We start from the raw sequence: 22,357 nt of genomic DNA on the forward strand, positions 1-22,357 counted from the left end.
AAACGAGCGTTATACATTCTACTTTGTAATAAAAATCATTCGTTCATTCCTTCTATTCAGAACACGTTGTTTTACCTCGGTTAAGCTCATCTTCGCTTTTGGATTCATGTAGGCATATAATTAATTTTTTCTTCATTCTCATAGAGAACTTCCCCACTATCAAAATTGTCATATTTCCATCATTTCATTTCTAAAATGACTAAATTTTTCAGACGGTAACCACAACGATCAAAAAAAGCCTGATAACAATAGTTATCAGGCTTCCTCCCAAGTGGGGCTTAGGATCATATACTTACTATATTATGATTCTTTTCGTTCTGCATCTATTTTGTTAAATAATCTAACATGTTTTTTTATTTTCTTTGCATACGTTGGCTTAGGCTGAATCAAATGTCATCTAATGTTCATTCTCCGTTCAAATTAGCTAGATAGGATTGATTTTGAAGGAGATGAAACGAATAATGAAATCATTAAAAAAAATCGTGCAATTTTCCAGCAGTAAAAAAGGAGCTAAATGGGTCATATTCTTTTGGATCGTCTTTATGATCCTATTAAGTTTTACTGCACCTAGTTCGAAAGAATATGCTTCAAATAGTAGTGAAAGCAGTATATCTGGCAAAATGCCATCAGAAATCGCTCAAGACTTATACGAAGAAGAATATCCATCAGATGATGGATTAACTGCTTTACTCGTTTTCCACCGTGAAGGTGGTCTTAAAGTTGAAGATCGAGAAAAAATTACTTCTTTTAGTGAATGGTTAACAACTGATGACAAACCAGAAGCATTTTCTTCTGTCCTCCCTTTTCATCAATTTAATGAATCTATACAAAATCAAATGTTTTCTAAAGATCAATCCACTTTAATTATAAATGCATCTTTAAAAGAAAATATAGATTCTGATGTCGCTAATCAGGCATTTGACTCTTTACGTAATCAATTCACACGGATGGGAGCAACAGATATTCAGTTCGAAATAACAGGACCAGCAGGTATATCCGCTGATACAGTGACCCTTTTTAAAAATGCAGACTTTGTGCTTATGATTACAACCATCTTACTAATATTCTTTTTACTGATGGTCATTTACCGTTCACCAATCATTGCAATCATACCAGTAATAATTGCCTTAATCGCATATGGTGTGATTGACCGCATCCTTGGTATAGCAGGAAAATGGGATTGGTTTACTGTCGATAGTGCCAGTATCTCTATTATGCTCGTCCTTCTATTTGCTGTCATAACTGATTATAGTCTTTTTATTTTTTCTAGGTATCGAAGTGAATTGAAGAAATATCCGTCTCATTATGAAGCGATGCACCATGCGGCTACACCTTTAGCTGAGCCTATTTTCTTTAGTGGCGGTACTATATTAATGGCAATGCTGACATTATTTTTTACTGTTTTTAAGCCCTATAATCATTTTGCACCAGTGTTTGCTGTAGCTGTCATATTAATCTTATTAGCAGGTTTAACCTTGATTCCCAGCATGTTTGCCTTATTTGGAAGAAAAGCCTTTTGGCCTTTTATTCCTCAAATGGATGCAGCAGATACTAATAAGCATCCGTTTTGGGAAAAAGCTAGTCAATTGATTGTGACATACCCAAAAAGAATGGCTGTTTTACTATTAATTATTTTTGGACTTAGTGCTTATCAATTCAGCACGATTAGTCCTTCTTATAATTTATTAAAATCGTTTCCCGAAGATTTATCCTCACGTGTAGGTTTCGAAATCTTAGAAGAGAACTATCCAGCCGGACAATTAGCGCCGTTAACAGTGTTAGTACATCAAGATCAAATTGCGACTAACAATGTTGCAGAAAATGTAGCAAGTTTGCAGGCGTTGGCAAAAAGTATAGAAGAAACAGAAGGAATATCAACTATTTCGCCTTCCATTACAGATGAGATGGTATCTGCACAAGTATCATTACCAAAAGGTTTTCAATCAGATTCTCTAAATAGTTTTTCCTTTCAAATTATACTAGATGATCACCCTTATGAACAATCGAGTATGGATACGGTGGAAAGCTTGTTGCAACAAAAAGATGAGTTAATGAAAAATGCTGGTTTTGATTCTGAAGAAACTCAACTATATTTAATCGGACAAACGGCTAAATTAGTTGATATCCAATCTATGAATCAACGGGATACTATCGTTTTGATAACACTTGTTACCCTACTGCTGATAGGGCTACTATCAATTCAAACCAAATCATTTAAATTGGCGTTCCTTATGGTAGCAACTATTTTACTATCTTATTTTGCCTCATTAGGCTTCAGTTGGTTGATATTTAAATACTTACTAGGGCTAGATGCCATCAGCTATCGAATACCCGTCTATACATTTGTTTTTATGGTAGCCCTTGGAATTGATTATAATATTATGTTGCTAGCAAGAATTAAGGAAAGAGCAAAAGAAGTTGAATGGATTCAAGCTGTGAAAGAAGGCGTGACGCTAACAGGTGGAGTCATCTCGTCTGCAGGGGTTATATTAGCAGCAACTTTTGCAGTGCTTATCACACAACCTCTACAGGAATTATATCTTTTCGGAATGACGATGGCTATTGGTATCTTACTGGATACTTTTGTTGTTCGTGGTTTCTTATTACCCACACTTCTTGTTTGGACTACTAAAAAGAGAAAGATTACTTTTAATTGTGAAGACACATTAAAAAAATAAAGTAGGTATATCTCTCCACACTTTGATGCAAACTAGTAGAAAAAGTAAGGAGGGACTTTCATGGGATTACTCAATGCTTTTAACGAGTGGCGTGAAACAAGATATGCTAATCACGTAGAGAAGATGAAAGATCTCGAAAAATGCCCTGATTGTCGTGGAAAGGGATTTCAATATTTTGCTGGTCAAGAATATATGTTTATGGACGACGATGCCTACTACTGTGCAAGCTGTAATGGCAGTGGTGAGTATGATATATGGGAAAGTAACCAAATTAAATGATATTCCTCCTGAATTTATTTAAATAGACAAACATAGGAAAACCATCTCCAGCATTATCTCTGGAGATGGTTTTTTATCGAAAATCTATTTCAATGATCATTACTTCTGATTGAGATCCTATACGTAGTGTTGGCCCCCATAATCCGAATCCTGAAGTAGTAAAAGAATGTAATTGCTCTTTTTGCATATAACCCCAATCATTCTCGAACAATTTCGCAGTAATTAAATTTGCTGGAAATAACTGCCCCCTATGTGTATGACCAGATAATATCACATCTGCTCCAGCCACTTGTGCTTCTGTAATCTCATGAGGCTGATGATCTAATACAATAACGGGTAAATCTTTTGTTTTATTCGTAGCAATAAGTTCCTCTATGGTTTTTCTATTTGGGTTCGTTAAATCCTCTCTGCCAATTACTACAAATTGGTCATTTACAATTTCTGCTTCATCCATTAAATAATGAATACCGATATCATTTAATTCCTTTTTCAACTGTTCATTATCACCACCATAATAATCATGGTTACCAGGAGAAGCAAAAACACCAACTGGGGCTTCTAGTTTTGCCATCGTTTTATTCATTTCCTGTTCTACATATGGGGTAATATCATCATTAATAATATCACCAGGTATAAGAATAATATCAGGTTTCTCCTGGTTCGCTATTTTCACCAACTTTTCAAGATGATTATTTCCTATAATCGTACCCAGATGCAAATCTGCCGCTAATAAAACCTTTAACTTCCCTTCTTTTGCTTCTGTCGGTTGATCGATTGTTATTTGATAGTCTCTCACAATCGGAGTCCATGCATTATATGTACCATATACAAAGACAAACGTAAAAAACGCAACCATCGCCCACCCTGAGTAAGTGAAAAATTTAGCATTTTTCTTTGAAATAAAATAAAGCAAATTGATAATCGGTAATAGGAGAATACCATAGCCAACAATGACAAGCCAATATCCACCAATCCATTCAATGACCGGCAGATGAATCGCAAATCCAACAAAAAATGATATTGCAAGAAGAAAAACAACCACGATAAATGTTTTTTTGAATCGAAAAGAAAATGTTTTACTTAACCAACGCCATGTATTAAAGCCAATATAGTAACAAGTTAAGCCATAAATAAGTATCATTGTGATGCCAACGAACAATGTAAGCATATTTTTCCCCTTTACATTATGTATAAAGTATAGAACTGTAAAAAATATTATCAGAGACGTTTGTTGAAAACAACTAATTGCTTCTTAATTACAAAAATAATGTTAAATAACTTTATTACATATATAAAAAGAAAGAAGCCTCCACTTTTACTGTGAAGACTTTAAGGTGTGATTTGTTTTTTGATTTGCTGTAATTCTTTTAAAGATAAACCCTCTAAAGATTGTTTAATTTCTTTTGCAATTTCCTTCTTATGTCGTTCTTCATACTCATTCCACCACTGTCTCAGTCCTTCAGTAGAATCAAGAAGATAATCAAAGTCTATCTCCTCGACTGTTTCATCTGTTAAATAATTCATTACAGCTGCAAGCATAGAGTTGAGATGGTTGATTTCCTTACTATTATTTTCTTCCTTTTTAGCCATGTTTTCATACCCTTCATCTATTGTTAACGATAGTATGGTCGATTTAGCTTTTAATTAATAAATAAATAAAATAAGGTGCGCCAATTGCAGAAACGACTAAGCCAATTGGAATTTCTGAAGGTGCTAAAATGGTACGTGAAACAAGATCTGAAAAGAGTAGTAACACCGCACCGACTAACGCTGAAACAGGTAATAAAATTTCATTTCTTGGCCCTACGAGTTTTTTCGCTAGTTGAGGAGCCACTAAACCTAAGAATGAAATGCCTCCACCAACAGCCACACAAGAACCAGCTAGTCCAACAGCAAGTATTAATAACCATTTTCTTTGACGATTGACATTGACACCTAAGCCAGTAGACATCGCATCTCCTAGTGTAAGAACATTTAAATACCTCGCCTTGAATAACACAATGGGTAACAGCACAATTAACCATGGTAAAAGAGCATAAGTATAACTCCAACTCACCCCAGAAATATTACCCGATAACCAAACAGTTGCTTGTGTAAAGGAACGGGGGTCCATTTTTAATTGGAGGATAATAATTAAAGCAGAAAAAGCCGCATTAATACCTATACCTACTAAGATTAACCTTATAGGTGTAACACCAGAAGACTTTTTCCACGAGAAAATATAAATCAAAAATGCTGCAAGCAGCGCCCCACATAATGCAAATATAGGAAGAATAAACAGTTGTAATAACTCAGATTCAAATCTGATACCTTGTGTAAAAAAGATAAACAAAATTACAGCAAATCCAGCTCCACTATTAATACCTAATATCCCCGGATCTGCTAGACCGTTTTGAGTCGCACTTTGTAATATCGCACCAGAAACAGCCATACCAATACCAATTAAAATGGCTAGAACAATCCTTGGTAAACGAAATTCGAAAAGAATTAAGTCATATTGACCAGGTGTAGAAGATAAAACACTATTGAAAATAGCAACGGGTGAAATAAAACTGGCTCCAAAGCTCAAACTAGCAATGAAGAGTAAAGCTAATAATATCGTTAGAAAGAATACAACCACTTTCCATTTTTGTTTCCTAGATTTATACATCATTATCTTCCCCCTTCCCTTCTTGCTAAATAAAGAAAGAAAGGTACGCCGATCAATGCCATGATGGCACCAACTGGTGTTTCAAAAGGAGGATTTATCATTCTCGCACCAATATCCGCTAACACAAGTAGTAGACCACCTAATACTGCTGAGCAAGGAATGATTAAGCGGTAATCTGTTCCAACTAAAAACCTAATCATATGTGGGATCACGAGCCCCACAAATCCAATCGTACCCGATATAGAAACTGCTGCTCCAGTTAAAAGCAAAACAACTATAAAACCAATTGTACGTATCAAACCTGTCTTTTGCCCTAGTCCGATAGCTACATCTTCTCCCATACTTAAAACAGTAATGGAACTGCTAATCATAATTGCTAGGATTATACTTATAATAAAAACAGGAATAGCAGAAACTACACTTTCCCACTGGATACCAGCCACACCACCTGCATACCAAAAGCTTAAATCTTTTGCGACATTAAAGTGAATAGCAATTGCAGACGAGATAGAACTTAAAAGAGCCGTAATAGCAGAACCTGCAAGAGCCAGTTTAACAGGAGTCAGCCCATTTCGTGATAGCATTCCGACACCAAAAACAAGCCCTGCTCCAATGCTTGCACCGATAAAAGCAGCAAACATAGTTCCAATTGGACTTAAAGTGGTAAATAAGGCTAAAGCAACTGCAATTGCAAATGTAGCGCCAGAGGTAACCCCCATTATAGATGGTGAAGCTAGTGGATTTCTTGTCATCCCTTGCATAATTGCTCCGGCAATGGCAAGTGCAGATCCAACTAGTGCTGCTGCCACTACTCGAGGCACCCTTAAATTCATAATAATTTGATGTGTCGTTTTAGACGGGTCATATGATACAACACTTTCCCATACAGTTGAAAGATTAATATTCACTGCACCAAAAGCAATGGAAGCAGCCATCGATAAACAAAGGATGATTGTACCAAATGTGACGATCATAATCGCAAAAAAACGATTTCTACTCGTGTTTGTTCCATTAAGTAAAGCCATTATGTATCTCTCTTTCATCAAGTTGTGCAAGAAATATCTTGTAATCGATAGTGATAATTGTTATCATTTGCATAGGCTAATTATATCATAGTTCATTTAGGAGGTTAACATCTTGTTTTCATTTCACAAGAAAAAAAACTTATTATTAATTGCTACAATTACAACATCTCTTGCCCTTTTTGGTTGTGGTAATGAGGATGCTGAAAATAGTAACAATGACTCAAACCAAGCAGCTGAGCAAACCGAGGATCGTGTATTAACTGATGCATTAGGAAACGAAGTAACAATTCCTGCTAATCCTGAACGAGTAGTTGCTACATACTTAGAAGATCATCTTGTCGCTTTAGGCATTACACCTATTGTACAATGGTCAGTTGCTAACGGCAAACAAGAATACCTTCAAGAATATTTAAAAGATGTACCTACGATCGCTCATGATTTACCTTTAGAAGCTGTATCTAGTCAAAATCCAGATTTAATAATTATGGATGGAGCAGGTATGGTTGAAGGTGGTAAATATGATCAATATGCGAAAATTGCGCCAACTTACGTGATTGGTGAAGAAGAAAATAGTGATTGGCGTACAGAACTTGAAACAGTTGGTAAAATCTTCGGTAAAGAAGATAAGGCAACTGAAGTTCTTAAAGAGTACGAAGATAAAGCAGCACAAGTTGAAGAAGAGCTACAAAAAGATCATGCTGGTGAATCTGCTGCAGCTATTTGGTTAGTGAATAACAGTTTATTTGTCGTAAGCAAGGATCTTTCTGCAGGTGATGTAATTTATAATGATCTAGGTATGGCAGTTCCTTCTGTCGTTGAAGAAATTTCAGCAGATGCTACTGGGAACTGGTCTGCGATTTCTTTAGAAAAATTAGCAGATATGGATGTGGACCACCTATTCTTTATTAATAGTGATGGTGAAGGAGCAGAAGTCTTATCTGACCCTTTATGGGCAAATATTCCGGCAGTAAAAAATGAGAATGTGTATGAATTCTCTAGAGACACAGGGTGGTTATACACTGGAACGATAGCGAATACACAAATCATTGAAGATGTGGAAGAAACTATTCTTAATAAATAAGACAAGCAAAAAGGCTAAGTTTTCCTTTTGGAATCTTAGCCTTTTTCTTATGCCACGTGATCATGTCCACCTTGTTTATTATGATAAATATGAACAAAAAATGTGATAACGAAGGCTGCAATGATAATACTAAAAAATAATATATGTCCAATCTCTATATGGAACACACTTAATAACATTTTAATTGCAATGATTCCAATAAGAATAAAAGCTGTTGTCTCTAACTCAGGAATCTTATCAATTAGCACTAAAAATAACTTAGCTACTGTACGCATCATTAAAATACCAAGCATACCTCCAATTAACAAAATCCATACTTTATCTGAAACAGCAAAGGCAGCCAATATACTATCTACAGAAAAAGCTAAATCCATTAACTCTACTGAAATAACCGTTCCCCAAAAAACACCAAAAGTACGAATCATCCAACTGTCTTTCTTTACTCCGTCGATATCTTCTTCAGGGGTTTTAAACCAAAATTGTTTAATCACTAAATAAGCTAAATAAGCAGCTCCAAGTACTTTAATCCACCAAAATTTAATCAGCCACATACCTAAACCGATAAATAAAAATCTGAAAAAATAAGCGCCAATTAAGCCATAAGTAAGTGCTTTTTTTTGCTGCTCCTTCGGCAAATGCTTAACCATAACGGCTAATACCAATGCATTATCAGCTGATAATAGACCTTCTAGGACAATGAGTGTGCCTATATAACCCCAAGAAACAGGATCTGTAAGAACCTCTTTCCACATTGACCAATCAAAAAATGATGCATAGGTGGATAACAACTGATTTAATACTTCCATTGACAAGACTCCTTTAAATGAATTGAACCTATTATACTCTTCTATTATATCAAATAGATACGCTACCCGAAAGTTTCGTTAATCTAACAAAATATTTTTCATTTCCTCTCATAAAGTATGAGCAAAAATAATTCTTTTTAATATAATAATTAACAGAAATAGTTACAAACTTTTGCACCCTATAAGATGTACGGGTATATTCAAGACCTTTCATAGTTGAAGCATGAAGTTTAACAGTAGTTTGTCTAGCATCACGACAATTTATCGCTTCATTAAAAAGCGATGCAGAGGTGAAGCCGATGAGTCTAGGTAAATCTTTTAATCAATGGAAAAATGCACGAGAACATAAACATTTAGAAAAGATGAAACGAAGTAATAGATGCCCAGAATGCTACGGACAAGGCTTTTTATTATATCCTAGCCTTATGTACTCCCTACATTCTGATACACTCTTTTGTCCAGGATGCGAAGGAAGTGGTCGTTTCAATGATTGGGTGACTATTCAAGAAAGAGAAAAGCACACAGAGGATGAACAAGTCGAATAACGAAACTTCTACTGAGCAACACAAGTCGAATGTTGAGTGCCTTTAATTATTTGGCAAAGAGTTTTGTATAAGTTACTGCCATTGCCTTTAACTGGAAAGCGTGAATGGACAGAGAAAAGGATGTTTTTCAGCTATATATTCCCATTTCATTATCGAAGTATGCACACATACTCTTTTTAGCTCTGCTCTAATTACTAGGTAACACATTCTCCTCACGCAATATCAATTAATTTTCAATATCAGTATAGAACAATAGACCAATCAAAAAGCCCTCTCCTAAAAATGAAGGAGAGGGCTTAAAAAAGCTTATACTGTTTTCCAATCAGCAGCGAACTTTTCCATCCCTTGATCTGTCAATGGATGCTTCGTTAACTGCTCAATTACTTTATACGGAATTGTCGCAATATGAGCGCCTGCTAATGCAGCTCTTGTGACATGATCCGGATGTCTAACAGATGCAGCAATAATTTGAGCATCTATTTGATGAATACGGAATAACTCAGCAATTTTAGCAACAAGGTTAATCCCGTCTTCTGAGATATCATCAAGTCTGCCTAAGAATGGTGAAACATAAGTAGCACCAGCTCTTGCAGCAAGTAATGCTTGGTTCACAGTAAAGATTAATGTGACGTTTGTTTTAACACCTTTTTTGGATAAATATCTTGTTGTTTCGAGGCCAGCCATTGTCATTGGCACTTTAATAGTAATGTTCTTATCACCATTATTTATCTTAATCAGTTCCTCAGCCTCTGCAATCATTTGTTCAGCTGTTTCTGCGGAAGGAGTGACCTCAGCAGATACTGATTCTAATTCTGGAACAGCTTGAAGAATTTCCTCAATTCTTGTTTCAAACTTAATCCCTTCTTTAGCTACAAGTGAAGGGTTAGTTGTCACGCCTGAAAGGACACCTAACTTGTATGCTTGTTTAATTTCATCTAAATTTGCTGTATCTATGAAAAATTTCATTGTAAAATACCTCCCTTTCTAGCTTCCTTTAACATTATACCATACTAAAGCTGGTAATCGTTTCTAGTTTCATTTGTTACTTTTCCATCCAATTAGTATGATACGTTCCTTCTTTATCTACTCGCTGATACGTATGTGCTCCAAAATAGTCTCTTTGTGCTTGCAGTAGATTAGCTGGTAATGTTGCCGTTCTATAGCTATCATAATAAGCAATAGCACTCGAGAATGCAGGTACAGGAATACCTTGTTCAATAGCAATAGAAAGAACTTTTCTTAATGAAGACTGGTAGCTTTCAACAACTCCCTTAAAATATGGATCCAATAGTAAATTTGCTAATGCTGGTTCACGATCATAAGCATCTTTAATTTTTTGTAAGAATTGGGCACGAATGATACAACCTCCGCGGAAAATCATGGCAATATCGCCATATTTTAAATCCCAATTCTTTTCATCAGACATTGCGCGCATTTGAGCAAACCCTTGTGCATAGGAGACAATTTTACTCATATATAATGCTTGTCTAACAGCTTCTATTAATTCCGCACGGTCTCCACTATAGGTGTCTTCTTTAGGTCCTGCAAGAATCTTGCTAGCATGAACTCTTTCTTCCTTCATTGCGGAAATGAACCTTGCAAATACAGATTCTGTAATAATCGGGAGGGGTACCCCAAGATCTAAAGCATTTTGACTTGTCCATTTACCTGTCCCTTTTTGACCCGCTTTATCGAGAATCACATCAACAAGTGGTTTGCCAGTTTCGTCATCTACTTTTGTAAAGATATCAGCTGTAATTTCAATTAAATAGCTATCTAACTCACCCTTGTTCCATTCTGCAAATGTCTCATGAAGTTCATTCGCTTCTAAACCAAGTACATGTTTGAGGATAAAATAAGCTTCAGAAATCAACTGCATATCACCATATTCAATCCCATTATGAACCATTTTCACATAATGACCAGCCCCATTTGGACCAATGTATGTACAGCAAGGATCGCCATTTACTTTAGCAGAAATAGCTTCAAAAATTGGTTGTACAAGGTCAAATGCTTCCTTCTTACCACCTGGCATGATTGAAGGTCCTTTTAAAGCTCCTTCTTCACCACCAGAAACGCCTGTACCAATAAAATGGTAGCCTTCTTCTGCTAATTCTTGATTACGGCGGATGGTATCTTCAAAATATGTATTACCACCGTCAATTAAGATATCGCCTTTTTCAAGATATGGCTTTAGCGATTCAATTGTCGCATCTGTCGCTGCACCCGCTTTAACCATTAACAAGATTTTTCTTGGTGTTTCGAGTGATTGAACAAAATCTTCAATAGTTTTAGCACCAGTAAAGTTCTTGCCCTTTGCTTCATTTTGTAAGAATGCTTCTGTTTTTTCATAAGAACGGTTAAAAACAGCTACTGAGAAGCCACGACTTTCTATATTCAAAGCAAGGTTTTTCCCCATTACTGCTAATCCAATAACACCTATTTGTTGTTTACTCATTTAATTGGTCCTTTCGTCTTTCATTTTTTCTTGACTGATACTTTAGTCAAGAATAGAATAACCCTCATCTGTGATTATACAAAACGATAAGGGTGATTACAATCAATCCTATTATTGAACAAACTGTGTGAACTTTCTCACTATATCACTCTAATGATAGTATAGTTCCATACCGTTTGAGTCTCCATTGACAATGAATTTCTTCATTAAATCCGATAGAATCATACTATATACCGTGCCATTGCCGCCATATGTGAGAAGATAATAGGCGTTTGAGTAATTCGGATGTCGTTTGATCATAGGTAAGCCATTATGAGTCTCTCCAAAAAAGCCTGTCCAGTAATAGGCAGGTTCTAATTTACCCTCTAACGTGGGGAATAACAAAAATAATTGTTTTAATAATTGATCCCTTTTCTGGACTAACATCCCATCTCTTTTTTTAGAGTCTGAAGTTTTCTCATCAAGACCTCCAATAATGATTCTTTTATCTAATGTACGGCGCAAATATAAATATGGTCTGGCAGTTTCCCAAATTAACATATCTTCTGGCCATTGATAATCAACTGGGTTAGTAGCTAAAGCGTATGAGCTTACAATCATTCCGTTCTTTTCAGCTATATCACTCTGCGCTTCATACCCTGTAGCATAAATTACATATTTCGTTTCAATTACGTTTTTATTATCAGTATATAATTCGACCGTATTTTTCCCCCATTTTTGACCTACAATTTCACTTTCTTCAAAAACGTCCACCCCTTTTTTACTAGCCGCACTTAGTAAATAGTGAACATTTTTAAATATATTAATCTCAGCGTCTCCTTCAGTAACAATGGCACCTTCTTTTTCAAAGGACCAACCATCTCTCATATCTCTCCTTGACAAAAAGCGCACAGGAAACTGATGTGCTTGTAAATTGGCAAACTCTTTTTTCAGCATTGTTATATCTTCACTTTTAGAAGCAAAATATAAGCTTTTTCTTTTTAAAAAATCGGGATTATCTTCTAAAGTAGGCAAAATGGTGTTTTCATAATTAGATATTGATCGAAAGCAGTTCTGTAAATGCATTTTCGCTTTCCTTATGCCAAAAGAGTTAATATAAGATGTAAATGATTTATCATTACTAAATTGTAGTAATCCAGTATTTGCCGAGGAACTACCCATACCGATTTTTCGTTTATCAATGACGATTGTTCGGATGTTTTCTTTCGCTAATTGGTAAGCAAGAAAAGCCCCACTCGAACCACTGCCAATGATACACACGTCACATTTCTTATTCTCTTGCAAGCTGCCATACTTTTTCACGTTGTTCATAGTAATGGGCCAATATAATTTGCCAGTTTTTAAATTCATTGTCATTATCCTTTCATCAACCTATAGAAGGTCATGACATTACTTTCCCCATAAAATATGTATAAGAAACATGATAAGAAAGAAAGTAATGACAAAGAATGGCCATGTCATTACTCATTTACGAAGCTTTTCTATTATGAGATGGCAATAGCGTTAATTTGGTTTTTCTTCTTATATGAGCAACAAAATAGAGCAGAAAGATAACGACGGCGAGTAAAGAAGATAGGATGTACATAAAACCGTATCCCTTTTCGTTTGCAGCAATACCAAGCAGTAATGCGCCCATTGCTAAACCCATATCCATAAAACTTAAGCTCATGGCATTAGCCGTCGCTCTTTTTTCTTTTGGTACGAGTCTAACAGCCCAAGCTTGGAATGTCGGTTGCATGACACCATATGCAATGCCATAAAAAACAGCGGCAATAAATAATGTTGAAACACCTTTTGCAAATGCAATCAGTAACAACCCGATAAATGCTGCAATTGTTGCGCTATATATTAAATAAGCATGTCCAAAGCGATCGAAAATCTTCCCTGAAAATGGGCGAATGATAATGAGCATCGCCACTAAGATGAGAAAGAATAAAGAGGTTTGTTCCCCAACCCCAATAGAACTTCCTAAGCCTTCAATAAAATTCACCACTCCAGCAAACGTAAAATAAAATAATAATACTAAAAAACATGGTAAAAAAGCGCGTGAATCAAAAGCGGATTCAACTATTGACAATTTACTAACTGTCTGCTGATTTATGTTTGAAGTTTTAAGCGCCAGACTACCAATTGTAATCACTATAATAAGAATAAGAGAAAAGTACAAAACGGATTCAAATGAATAGACATTAATCATTGAAATAGCTAAAAAAGGTCCGCTTGTTGTACCTACACTAGTAGCTAACCCAAAATAACCGATTCCTTCACCTAAACGGTGGTCAGGAATTAAATTTGTGGTTATAGTTGCTAATAAAGTAGTAATAAAACCGAAAGCAATTCCTTGTAGTATGCGAAGGATAGTGAATAGAACGATAGAGTTTGTGAATGTTGTCACAAAAATAAACACCAACATACCTATTAAAGATAGAATTAATAACGCTTTTTGATTCAAATACCGTAAGCAAAATCCTAAGAAAAGTCTAGATATAACAGCAGCAATCATAAATGCTGTAGTCATTAACCCTCCATACGTCGGGTTATCACTTAATGCAGTAACATAGATTGGAAATCCCCCTAACAAGGATTGTAAACTTAAAAAAAATAAAAAAGTAAGCATAAGGGCCATGATATACTGTCTGGTCCAAAGCTTGCCTCCTAACGTGTGCATGTTCAACCTTCTTCCTCAAAAAAATGAATATATTATATTTCGACTATCTAAGCAATTATAGCTTAAAATCCTCCAATAAAGTATAATCATTTTACTTATTTTTTTGTCGAAATAAAGTGAAAATTTTTTATTGTTTATGTAAGCGTTTTCATATATACTAAGTATTAGGCGGATAGCAAGTGTGGCTATCAACGTACTTGGCGAAGGTGGGGCCGGTATATTCAATGGTGATCATTTTATTTAGTACATATATAAAGGTTGTGATTAAGCTTGAAAAGAACTAACTTTTCGTATTTTGTTAAGAATAATGAATTTAACCTACAAGCCTACATCAATTATTTATTGTTGAAATATCATTCATCCACTATTCAAATTCAGTCGCATTCTCATCAGACGAAACTTTAATAGCTTAATAATCAAAGCCTATACTAAAAGGTTACCATTACACTTTTTGTAGGGAAATGGATACGTAAAGATGAATGGTTAAACAACATATCCCCCAGTAAAAATCACAGCCATCCGCCATTGGCTGTGATTTTTCATTGTTTAATGGTCTATTTTGAATTTGATTGTTTCTCCATCAACATCAAGATTTGTCATTTCTTCAACTTCTGCTAATGTAATGGTCTGGACAAGTAATGATTCTTGTACAAGCGCCGAAAACTTCTCTAACGCACTTAAAACCCTTTCATTGCCAAACATTGTTAGATGAATACGTAGTTCAACCGCTAACCCTTGCTTTTTTCGAGTGTTTTGCACTTCTCTAATTACTTCCCTCACTAACCCTTCCTGCAAAAGCTCTTCTGTTAATCCGATATCCAGTAGGACCGTACAATCTTTTCCTTCCGCAAATCTATATGGGTGTTTTGCTTTTTTCTCTACTAACACATCCTCATTTTCTAAAAAGAGCATTTCTCCATTTTTCTCTATGTTTAATATTCCATCCATCAGTAACCTATCTTTTTCATGGACCGTTAATCCTTTTATTACTTGCTCAATCATTTTTACTCTTTTACCGAATTTTTTGCCGGCAATTGCGTAATTAACTTTTAACTCAATCATCATGAATTTATTTACATATTTTTCATAAACAATGTCTTTTACATTTGTTTCATCTTTTATAATCTGTTCATAGGGTGACAAATTAACCTTCCCATTAACAGCACTTACGATTAATGTTTGAAGTGGCTGCTTTGTTTTGATATTAGCTGACATCCTGATCGATCTAGTGAGTTCAACAATTTGTCGAATAGCTTTCATTTCCGATTCTAATTGGATGATAGTCTTCATTTTCTCTTGTTTAGGGTAGTCAGTTAGATGAACACTACTGCCGACTAATTGTAAGTGAATCTCATCGGTGACGAACGGCATAAAGGGTGCAAATAATCGTGTTGATTGCTGAAGCACTTCGTAAAGAGTTGTATACGCTGCCCTTTTGTCGTGATCTAACCCTTCCTTCCAGAATCTTTGCCGTGATCGTCTTACATACCAATTACTCACATCATCCAAAAATTCTGCCAGTAATTTAGCACTTTTAAAAAAGTCATAACGCTCTAACCCTTCTCTTACCTCCGCAATCGTATGATGCAATCTTGAAAGTATCCATTGGTCAAAGAGTGCAAATTCCTTGACTCGATGTTGCCTGAAGTCAAAGCCATCTATCTTTGCATACATATCATAGAAGGAAAAAACATTCCTCAACGTATCTACTATTTTTGATTTTGCTTGTTGAACGGTTTTTTTAGAAAATCGCTTATTATTCCAAGGGGCACTATCACTAAGAAGAGCCCATCTTAATGCATCTGCGCCAAACTCTTCAATCAACGATGTAGGATTTAGAGCATTCCCTTTGCTCTTAGACATTTTTTGTCCTTGTTCATCTAATATATGGCCAAGAGATAAGACATTTTTATACGGTGCAACACCTTTGTATAGGGTGGATACGGCCAGTAAACTGTAGAACCATCCTCTCGTTTGATCCACTCCTTCTATTACAATATCTGCGGGAAATTGTTCTTTAAATGGCGTGGTCTGTTCGAAAGGATAATGATATTGGGCATATGGCATTGAACCACTATCAAACCATACATCAATGACCTCTTTCTCTCGCTTCATTTCACCACCACAAGAACATCTCAAATGAATACGGTCAACATAAGGTTTGTGCAGATCGATGCGAACATCTACTTTTTCAATCGCTCTTTCTTTTAATTGTGCAATGGAACCTGGGGCACTTTCTAATCCGCATGTTTGACAAGTCCATACATTTAACGGCGTTCCCCAAAAACGATTTCTTCCAATATTCCAATCAACAAGTTGGTCAAGAAAGTGACCGAATCGACCATTCTTCATATGCGTTGGGTACCACTCAACCATTTGATTATTGTCTATCATTTTTTCTTTAACATCAGTTGTTCGAATGAACCATCCTTCCATCGCATAATAAATCAGTGGATTGTCACACCTCCAGCAATACGGATAACTGTGCTCATACTTCCTCTTGCTATAAAGTAGATTTTGCTGTGCTAACATTTGAATGATTGTTACATCACTTTCTTTCACTCTCTTATTTGCTAGCGGGGCAACTTGTTGAACATACCTCCCTTTCTCATTCACGACTTGAAGAAAATCTAATCCATTTTCTTTTACAGCTTGGTAATCATCTTCACCATGTGCAGGGGCAATATGGACTAACCCAGTTCCTGAATCATCCTTTACGAAATCCGCAGCAATTACAATATGCCCCTTGTTGAGCGGAACAAATGAAAATGGTGCTACATACTTTATACCTATTAATTCTTCACCTCGTATAAACTCGATAACTTTGTAACCTTCTTTAAGTACTGTTGAAACCAAGCTTTCTGCAACAATCAATCGTTCATTATTTTGCTCGACTTTCGCATAACGTAGCTTAGGGTTTACCGCTACAGCTACATTTCCCGGTAACGTCCAAGGGGTTGTTGTCCAACAAAGTAAGTATTCATTTTCAGCCACTTTAAATTTAACTGTTGCTGAAAGGTCATGCACATCTTTATATCCTTGTGCGACTTCATGCGAGCTTAGGGACGTTTCACAATGAGGACAATACGGGACAACTCGATGCCCTTTATATAAACGCCCACCTTGATGAATGTGTGACAATATATGCCAAACTGATTCAATATACTCATTATCGAGAGTTATATAGGGGTTATCCATATCCACCCAATAGCCCAATAGCTCAGTAAACTGTCGCCATTCTTTTTCATATGTGAATACACTTTTCTTACACTCTGCGATAAATGCTTCTACACCAAATGCTTCAATATCCTCTTTGCTATGCAATTGTAATTTCTTTTGTACTTCAAGTTCTACAGGGAGCCCATGTGTGTCCCACCCTGCTTTTCTTAAAACTTGATGTCCCGTCATTGTTTTATAACGGGCAACAAAATCTTTTATCGTTCGACCAAGTGCATGACCAGCATGTGGCATACCATTTGCTGTTGGCGGGCCTTCATAAAAAACAAAGGATGGCGCCTCTTGCCTTTGCTGTATGGACTTTTGAAATATCCGTGTTTCTTTCCAATAATCAGAAATCTTCCTCTCCTTTTCCACATCTCGTTCTTTCATTTGTAAAGACCCCTTTCGATATCCATTCATATACGAAAAAAAACTCGATTCCTATACGTAGAATCGAGTTAAAATATCCCCTCTAAAAAACAAAAAAACCAACTGTAGTGGTTTGTATTTGCTCTCACTACGTACCATCATACGCGTCCAGGTTATCGGTTGGATGCCGTCAAAGCTTAGTTTCACTTCAGCTTTGCTTCTCAGAGAGGATTTTCATTGTGGTCTTAACGTCAGCCTCTCAGCAAATGGCTAACTCTCTTTGGATAAGATGTGCACAACTACTCTTTCTCGTCAACGAATTGAATAGAATTTAATTAATATGAAAGTATCATATGTTAATAATTATGAATTGTCAATAGAAATAAATATTTTATCATTGCAGGATGAAGAGAAGTAACCTATTATAATAATTATTAATAAAAACATGTTAAATAGACAATAAAGCTTGCCTAGAATAAAGGAGATAACAAAATGACGATTCACACCGAGAAAGAGGGCATTTTCACGTCCGTTTGTTCACTTGATTGTCCGGACCAATGTGGTTTACTCATACATAAAAAAGAGGGGAAAATCATTAAAGTGGAAGGCGATCCTAACCATCCTGTAACGCAAGGGAATATTTGCAATAAAGTAAGAAATATGGCTGAACGGCTATATGACCCGAAGAGATTAACTCACCCTCTCAAACGAACTGGTCCAAAAGGTAGTCTTCAATTTGAGGAGATCAGTTGGGATGACGCACTACAAATAATTACAGATAAATGGAAAGATTTAATTAAAACACAAGGTCCCGAGAGCATTCTTCCCTATAGCTTTTACGGTAATATGGGTAGAGTGGCTGCAGAAGGAATGGACCGCCGTTTCTTTTCCCGCTTAGGTGCCAGTAGACTAGAACAAACAGTTTGTCAAGCAGCAGGTAAAGAAGGTTACCGTTACACAATGGGTGGAGGCTTTGGCACTGATCCGGAAGAAACAAGTGAAGCCAAGCTCATCATCCTTTGGGGAATTAATGCTGTCAGTACAAATATGCATCAAGTTATCCTTGCCCGAAAAGCAAAAAAACATGGAGCAAAAATCATCGTGATTGATGTCCATAAAAATCAAACAGGCAAAATGGCTGATTGGTTTATTCCCATTAAACCAGGTACGGATAGTGCGCTTGCACTTGGGATGATGCATATCTTGTTCGCTGAGCATATGGTAGATGAGAAATTTCTTGAAACATATACCATTGGACATGAGCAATTACGAACACATGTAAAAAAATATACGCCAGAAGTAGTCTCGTCTATTACAGGGGTATCTGTAGATGATCTTTATCAATTAGCAAGAGAATATGGTCAGAGTACCCCTTCATTTATCCGGATTGGCAATGGCTTGCAACATCATGATAATGGTGGGATGAATGTACGTGCCATATCTTGCCTTCCTGCTCTAACAGGCCAATGGCTGCATAAAGGTGGTGGCGCACTAAAATCAAACTCTGGTTTTTTAGCTTTCAATACCGCGGCTATGCAGCGTCCCGATTTATTAGCAAATAAACAGACCAGATCGATTAATATGAATCTCATAGGCGAAGCTTTAGTACAAAAAGATAAACCTATCCGCTCCATGTACGTTTATGGTAGTAATCCGGCTGTTATTGCACCAAATAGTAATCTAGTGAAAAAAGGGCTTGAAAGAGAAGATTTATTTTTAGTTGTTCATGATTTATTCTTAACGGAAACAGCTCAATTTGCTGATATCATCTTGCCGTCTACATCATCATATGAGAATACAGATTTTTACACTTCTTATTGGCACCATTATATTCATTTGCATGAACCTGTAATAGAACCGTATGGTGAGTCACGGTCCAATCATCATGTTTTTCAACAGCTAGCACATTATATGGGATATACTGAAGATTTATTTAAGGATTCCGAAGAAGATTTAATCACATCCGCTTTAGAGAATACAAAGAATGAATATATGAAGGAAATTAATTTTGAGCGTCTAAAAGAAAATCGCTTTATGAAAGCAGACGTACGTCCATTACTTCCTGGCAAACTTAAGACACCAAGTGGAAAAATCGAACTTTATTCTGAATTAATGGAGAAGGACGGTTTAAATCCACTGCCGACCTACAATCCAATTGTAGAAGAAGGCGATGCGCCATTTTTATTCGTTCCAGCACCAAACCATAATTTTTTAAATAGTACTTTTTCAAATAATGACAAGCATATTAAATTAGAAAAACAACCAAAACTCCACTTGCATAACAAGGACGCACAAGCTTATCAAATTGAAGATGGAGATCCAGTAAAAATCTTTAATGATCGGGGAGAATGTGAGTTAACCGCTGCTGTCGGAGAAAACGTACTTCCTGGGGTTGTTGTTAGTCAAGGTCTTTGGGCTGATGAGCCAGGTAAGAAACAACTCGTTAATACCCTCACACCTGATAGAGTCGCTGATATGGGAGGCGGGGCGACTTTCTTTTCTGGCAGAGTGTATATTGAGAAAGTCATTAGTAATTAATCCTTTTGAGAAATTGGACAAATGTCAAAAATTACAGAATGGCTAGGACAAACTGTTATCATTGAACGTTTGTTCTAGTCTTTTTATGGTTCTTAAGGGAAGAAGACCAATGATTAGGTTTACTTCTTTAGATTAGTTTCCGTTTTCCATCAACTAAATTGGAAGGTGACCTATTGTTATTTATGTTTAGCTATTTACATTGCCCATGTCCGAAATTGCTCACCTGTTGCCTGTTTCTCCCCTTTTGCGCTAATCTCACATCTCATTAGTTTGGTAGCTATGCATTTACTTCTTCCAATCATACATTTTCCCAAAGAAAAGAGCCGAACAAATCCCTATTTAATAATGGAAATTTGTTCGGCACCTAACGTTTATTTTTTTTAGCCGAATCTGCCAGTCACATAATCTTCTGTACGGCTATCTTTTGGCATGGAGAAGATTTGATCGGTTTGTTCAAATTCAATGACTTCTCCGTTAAGGAAGAACGCTGTCTTATCGGATACACGAGCAGCTTGTTGCATATTATGAGTAACGATGACGATCGTATAATCTTTCTTCAAATGAGCAATAAGTTCTTCCACTTTAAGTGTTGAAATGGGGTCAAGTGCTGAAGTTGGCTCATCCATTAATATGACGTCTGGTTTCATGGCAATTGCTCTGGCAATACAAACACGTTGTTGTTGACCACCTGATAAACCAAGTGCCGAAGATTTCAAACGATCCTTTACTTCGTCCCAAATCGCCGCTCCACGTAAACTTTCTTCAACAATTTTATTCAATTCTTTTTTATTTTTAATCCCTTGCATTCTAGGCCCATAGGCTACATTATCATAGATGCTCATTGGGAATAGATTTGGCTTTTGGAAAACCATACCGACTTTTGTTCTAAGTTCAATAACATCTTTTGATTGATATATATTATTGCCATTAATGTGGATATCTCCATTAATTCTCACACTATCAATTAAATCATTCATACGATTCAATGTTCTTAAAAAAGTCGATTTTCCACATCCAGAAGGACCAATTAATGCTGTTACCTCTTTTTCACGAATATCTAATGACACTTGATAAAGCGCTTGGTTATCACCGTAGAATAAATCTAAGTCTCTTACACTAATTTTCACTGAACGCTGATCATTTTGATTTTCAACATTTGCAGACTCTTTTACTTCTTTACGTTCTAGTGTTGTATTCATGAATAGAACACTCCTTTTTAATAGTCAGCTTTATTAAGCTTTTTAGAAATAAATGTTGCAGCAAAGTTTAGAGCAAGAATCATTACAATTAACACAATACCAATTGCTGCTGCTAATTCAATATCACCAGATTCTTGTGTAACAAGATACGAGTGAACCGTTAATGTTCTCGCTGAGGAGAAAATCCCTTCAGGCATTGCAGCTACTGTACCTGCTGTTAAAAAGATCGCTGCTGATTCACCAATGATACGTCCCATAGAGAGGATAATCCCTGATAAAATCCCGGGCATAGCGCTAGGTAAAATGACTTTATATAGTGTTTGTAACTTTGTTGAACCTAATGCAAGGGAACCTTCTCTATAACTAGCTGGTACTGTTTTTAAAGCTTCTTCTGTTGTACGGATGATCACTGGTAAAACAATAATTGTTAAGGTCAAGGATGCTGAAATAATAGACATCCCCATCGCCAATGTGGTAACAAAAAATACAGCACCGAATAATCCGTATATAATAGATGGAATACCCGTTAAACTCTCTGTTGCAAACCGGATCATTCGAACGAGCTTTCCTTGTTTCGCGTACTCCTGTAAATAAACTGCTGCTAAAATCCCAATTGGAGTGGCAATGACTAGCGATATCACAATTGTATAAATGGTAGTAATAATCATTGGCCAAATTCCACCGCCGCCGACAGGTGAATAGTCACCAAAGATAAAATCAAGATTAATTAATCCGATACCTTTATAAAAAATATAACCAACGATAATAAGTAGGATAGCTACAGTTAAGAAAGCGCCAAACCACAATAAGCCTAATAATAAATTATCTTTAAACTTTCTCAC

The 22,357-nt window shown here is 36.1% G+C and carries 17 protein-coding genes; 5 read left to right on the forward strand and 12 right to left on the reverse strand.

Annotation, left to right across the window (positions count from 1 at the left end; all coding sequences use genetic code 11):
- The first annotated feature begins 461 nt into the window (after window positions 1-461).
- Together U9M49_RS05760 and U9M49_RS05765 are read left to right on the forward strand one after the other, a co-directional pair.
- Window positions 462-2,678: an MMPL family transporter gene (locus U9M49_RS05760; protein WP_233435232.1), complete on the forward strand. Its 2,217-nt coding sequence runs from the start codon at window positions 462-464 to the stop codon at window positions 2,676-2,678.
- A 60-nt stretch (window positions 2,679-2,738) separates the two neighbouring features.
- Entirely contained in the window at window positions 2,739-2,957 is a 219-nt protein-coding gene (locus U9M49_RS05765) for a methionine aminopeptidase (RefSeq protein ID WP_095373037.1), read from the forward strand.
- 73 nt (window positions 2,958-3,030) lie between these two features.
- On the opposite strand, the gene U9M49_RS05770 is transcribed toward U9M49_RS05765, so the two are convergent.
- From U9M49_RS05770 to U9M49_RS05785, 4 genes are all read right to left on the reverse strand, one after another.
- On the reverse strand, window positions 3,031-4,125 hold the full coding sequence (locus U9M49_RS05770) for a metallophosphoesterase (protein ID WP_095373036.1): 1,095 nt from the start codon (window positions 4,123-4,125) through the stop codon (window positions 3,031-3,033).
- Window positions 4,126-4,286: 161 nt separating this feature from the next.
- Window positions 4,287-4,547 carry a hypothetical protein gene (locus U9M49_RS05775; protein ID WP_322909474.1) on the reverse strand — a complete coding sequence of 87 codons (261 nt, stop codon included), beginning with the start codon at window positions 4,545-4,547 and terminating at the stop codon, window positions 4,287-4,289.
- Between the two features lie 43 nt (window positions 4,548-4,590).
- Window positions 4,591-5,607: a FecCD family ABC transporter permease gene (locus U9M49_RS05780; RefSeq protein WP_370873273.1), complete on the reverse strand. Its 1,017-nt coding sequence runs from the start codon at window positions 5,605-5,607 to the stop codon at window positions 4,591-4,593.
- Between the two features lie 2 nt (window positions 5,608-5,609).
- The gene (locus tag U9M49_RS05785; protein WP_322909475.1) at window positions 5,610-6,632 is read right to left on the reverse strand and encodes an iron ABC transporter permease; all 1,023 of its coding nucleotides are present in this window, start codon (window positions 6,630-6,632) and stop codon (window positions 5,610-5,612) included.
- 109 nt (window positions 6,633-6,741) lie between these two features.
- On the opposite strand from U9M49_RS05785, the gene U9M49_RS05790 reads away from it, so the two are divergent.
- Window positions 6,742-7,713, forward strand: a complete 972-nt coding sequence (locus U9M49_RS05790) for an ABC transporter substrate-binding protein (RefSeq protein WP_370873272.1) — start codon at window positions 6,742-6,744, stop codon at window positions 7,711-7,713.
- A 47-nt stretch (window positions 7,714-7,760) separates the two neighbouring features.
- Here the strand turns inward: U9M49_RS05790 and U9M49_RS05795 are convergent, their stop codons facing one another.
- Entirely contained in the window at window positions 7,761-8,519 is a 759-nt protein-coding gene (locus U9M49_RS05795) for a TerC family protein (RefSeq protein ID WP_095373031.1), read from the reverse strand.
- A 299-nt stretch (window positions 8,520-8,818) separates the two neighbouring features.
- Here U9M49_RS05795 and U9M49_RS05800 point away from each other — a divergent pair, with 299 nt between their 5' ends.
- Complete coding sequence (locus U9M49_RS05800) at window positions 8,819-9,064, forward strand: methionine aminopeptidase (RefSeq protein ID WP_095373030.1); 246 nt, start codon at window positions 8,819-8,821, stop codon at window positions 9,062-9,064.
- A gap of 306 nt (window positions 9,065-9,370) precedes the next feature.
- On the opposite strand, the gene fsa is transcribed toward U9M49_RS05800, so the two are convergent.
- From fsa to ileS, 5 genes are all read right to left on the reverse strand, one after another.
- Complete coding sequence (gene fsa / locus U9M49_RS05805) at window positions 9,371-10,030, reverse strand: fructose-6-phosphate aldolase (RefSeq protein ID WP_095373029.1); 660 nt, start codon at window positions 10,028-10,030, stop codon at window positions 9,371-9,373.
- 76 nt (window positions 10,031-10,106) lie between these two features.
- A complete protein-coding gene (gene gndA / locus U9M49_RS05810) occupies window positions 10,107-11,522 on the reverse strand; it encodes an NADP-dependent phosphogluconate dehydrogenase (protein WP_322909476.1) in 1,416 nt (471 codons plus the stop codon).
- Window positions 11,523-11,672: 150 nt separating this feature from the next.
- The gene (locus U9M49_RS05815) at window positions 11,673-12,872 is read right to left on the reverse strand and encodes an FAD-dependent oxidoreductase (protein WP_322909477.1); all 1,200 of its coding nucleotides are present in this window, start codon (window positions 12,870-12,872) and stop codon (window positions 11,673-11,675) included.
- 118 nt (window positions 12,873-12,990) lie between these two features.
- Entirely contained in the window at window positions 12,991-14,190 is a 1,200-nt protein-coding gene (locus U9M49_RS05820) for an MFS transporter (RefSeq protein ID WP_322909478.1), read from the reverse strand.
- Between the two features lie 546 nt (window positions 14,191-14,736).
- On the reverse strand, window positions 14,737-17,799 hold the full coding sequence (gene ileS / locus U9M49_RS05825; protein ID WP_322909479.1) for an isoleucine--tRNA ligase: 3,063 nt from the start codon (window positions 17,797-17,799) through the stop codon (window positions 14,737-14,739).
- Between the two features lie 471 nt (window positions 17,800-18,270).
- On the opposite strand from ileS, the gene U9M49_RS05830 reads away from it, so the two are divergent.
- Window positions 18,271-20,316: a molybdopterin-containing oxidoreductase family protein gene (locus tag U9M49_RS05830; protein WP_095373025.1), complete on the forward strand. Its 2,046-nt coding sequence runs from the start codon at window positions 18,271-18,273 to the stop codon at window positions 20,314-20,316.
- 380 nt (window positions 20,317-20,696) lie between these two features.
- On the opposite strand, the gene pstB is transcribed toward U9M49_RS05830, so the two are convergent.
- Together pstB and pstA are read right to left on the reverse strand one after the other, a co-directional pair.
- On the reverse strand, window positions 20,697-21,515 hold the full coding sequence (gene pstB, locus U9M49_RS05835; RefSeq protein ID WP_095373024.1) for a phosphate ABC transporter ATP-binding protein PstB: 819 nt from the start codon (window positions 21,513-21,515) through the stop codon (window positions 20,697-20,699).
- Between the two features lie 17 nt (window positions 21,516-21,532).
- On the reverse strand, window positions 21,533-22,357 hold the full coding sequence (gene pstA, locus U9M49_RS05840; RefSeq protein ID WP_095373023.1) for a phosphate ABC transporter permease PstA: 825 nt from the start codon (window positions 22,355-22,357) through the stop codon (window positions 21,533-21,535).

Source organism: Cytobacillus sp. OWB-43, assembly GCF_034651445.1.
Taxonomy (GTDB): Bacteria; Bacillota; Bacilli; order Bacillales; family Cytobacillaceae; genus Cytobacillus; species Cytobacillus kochii.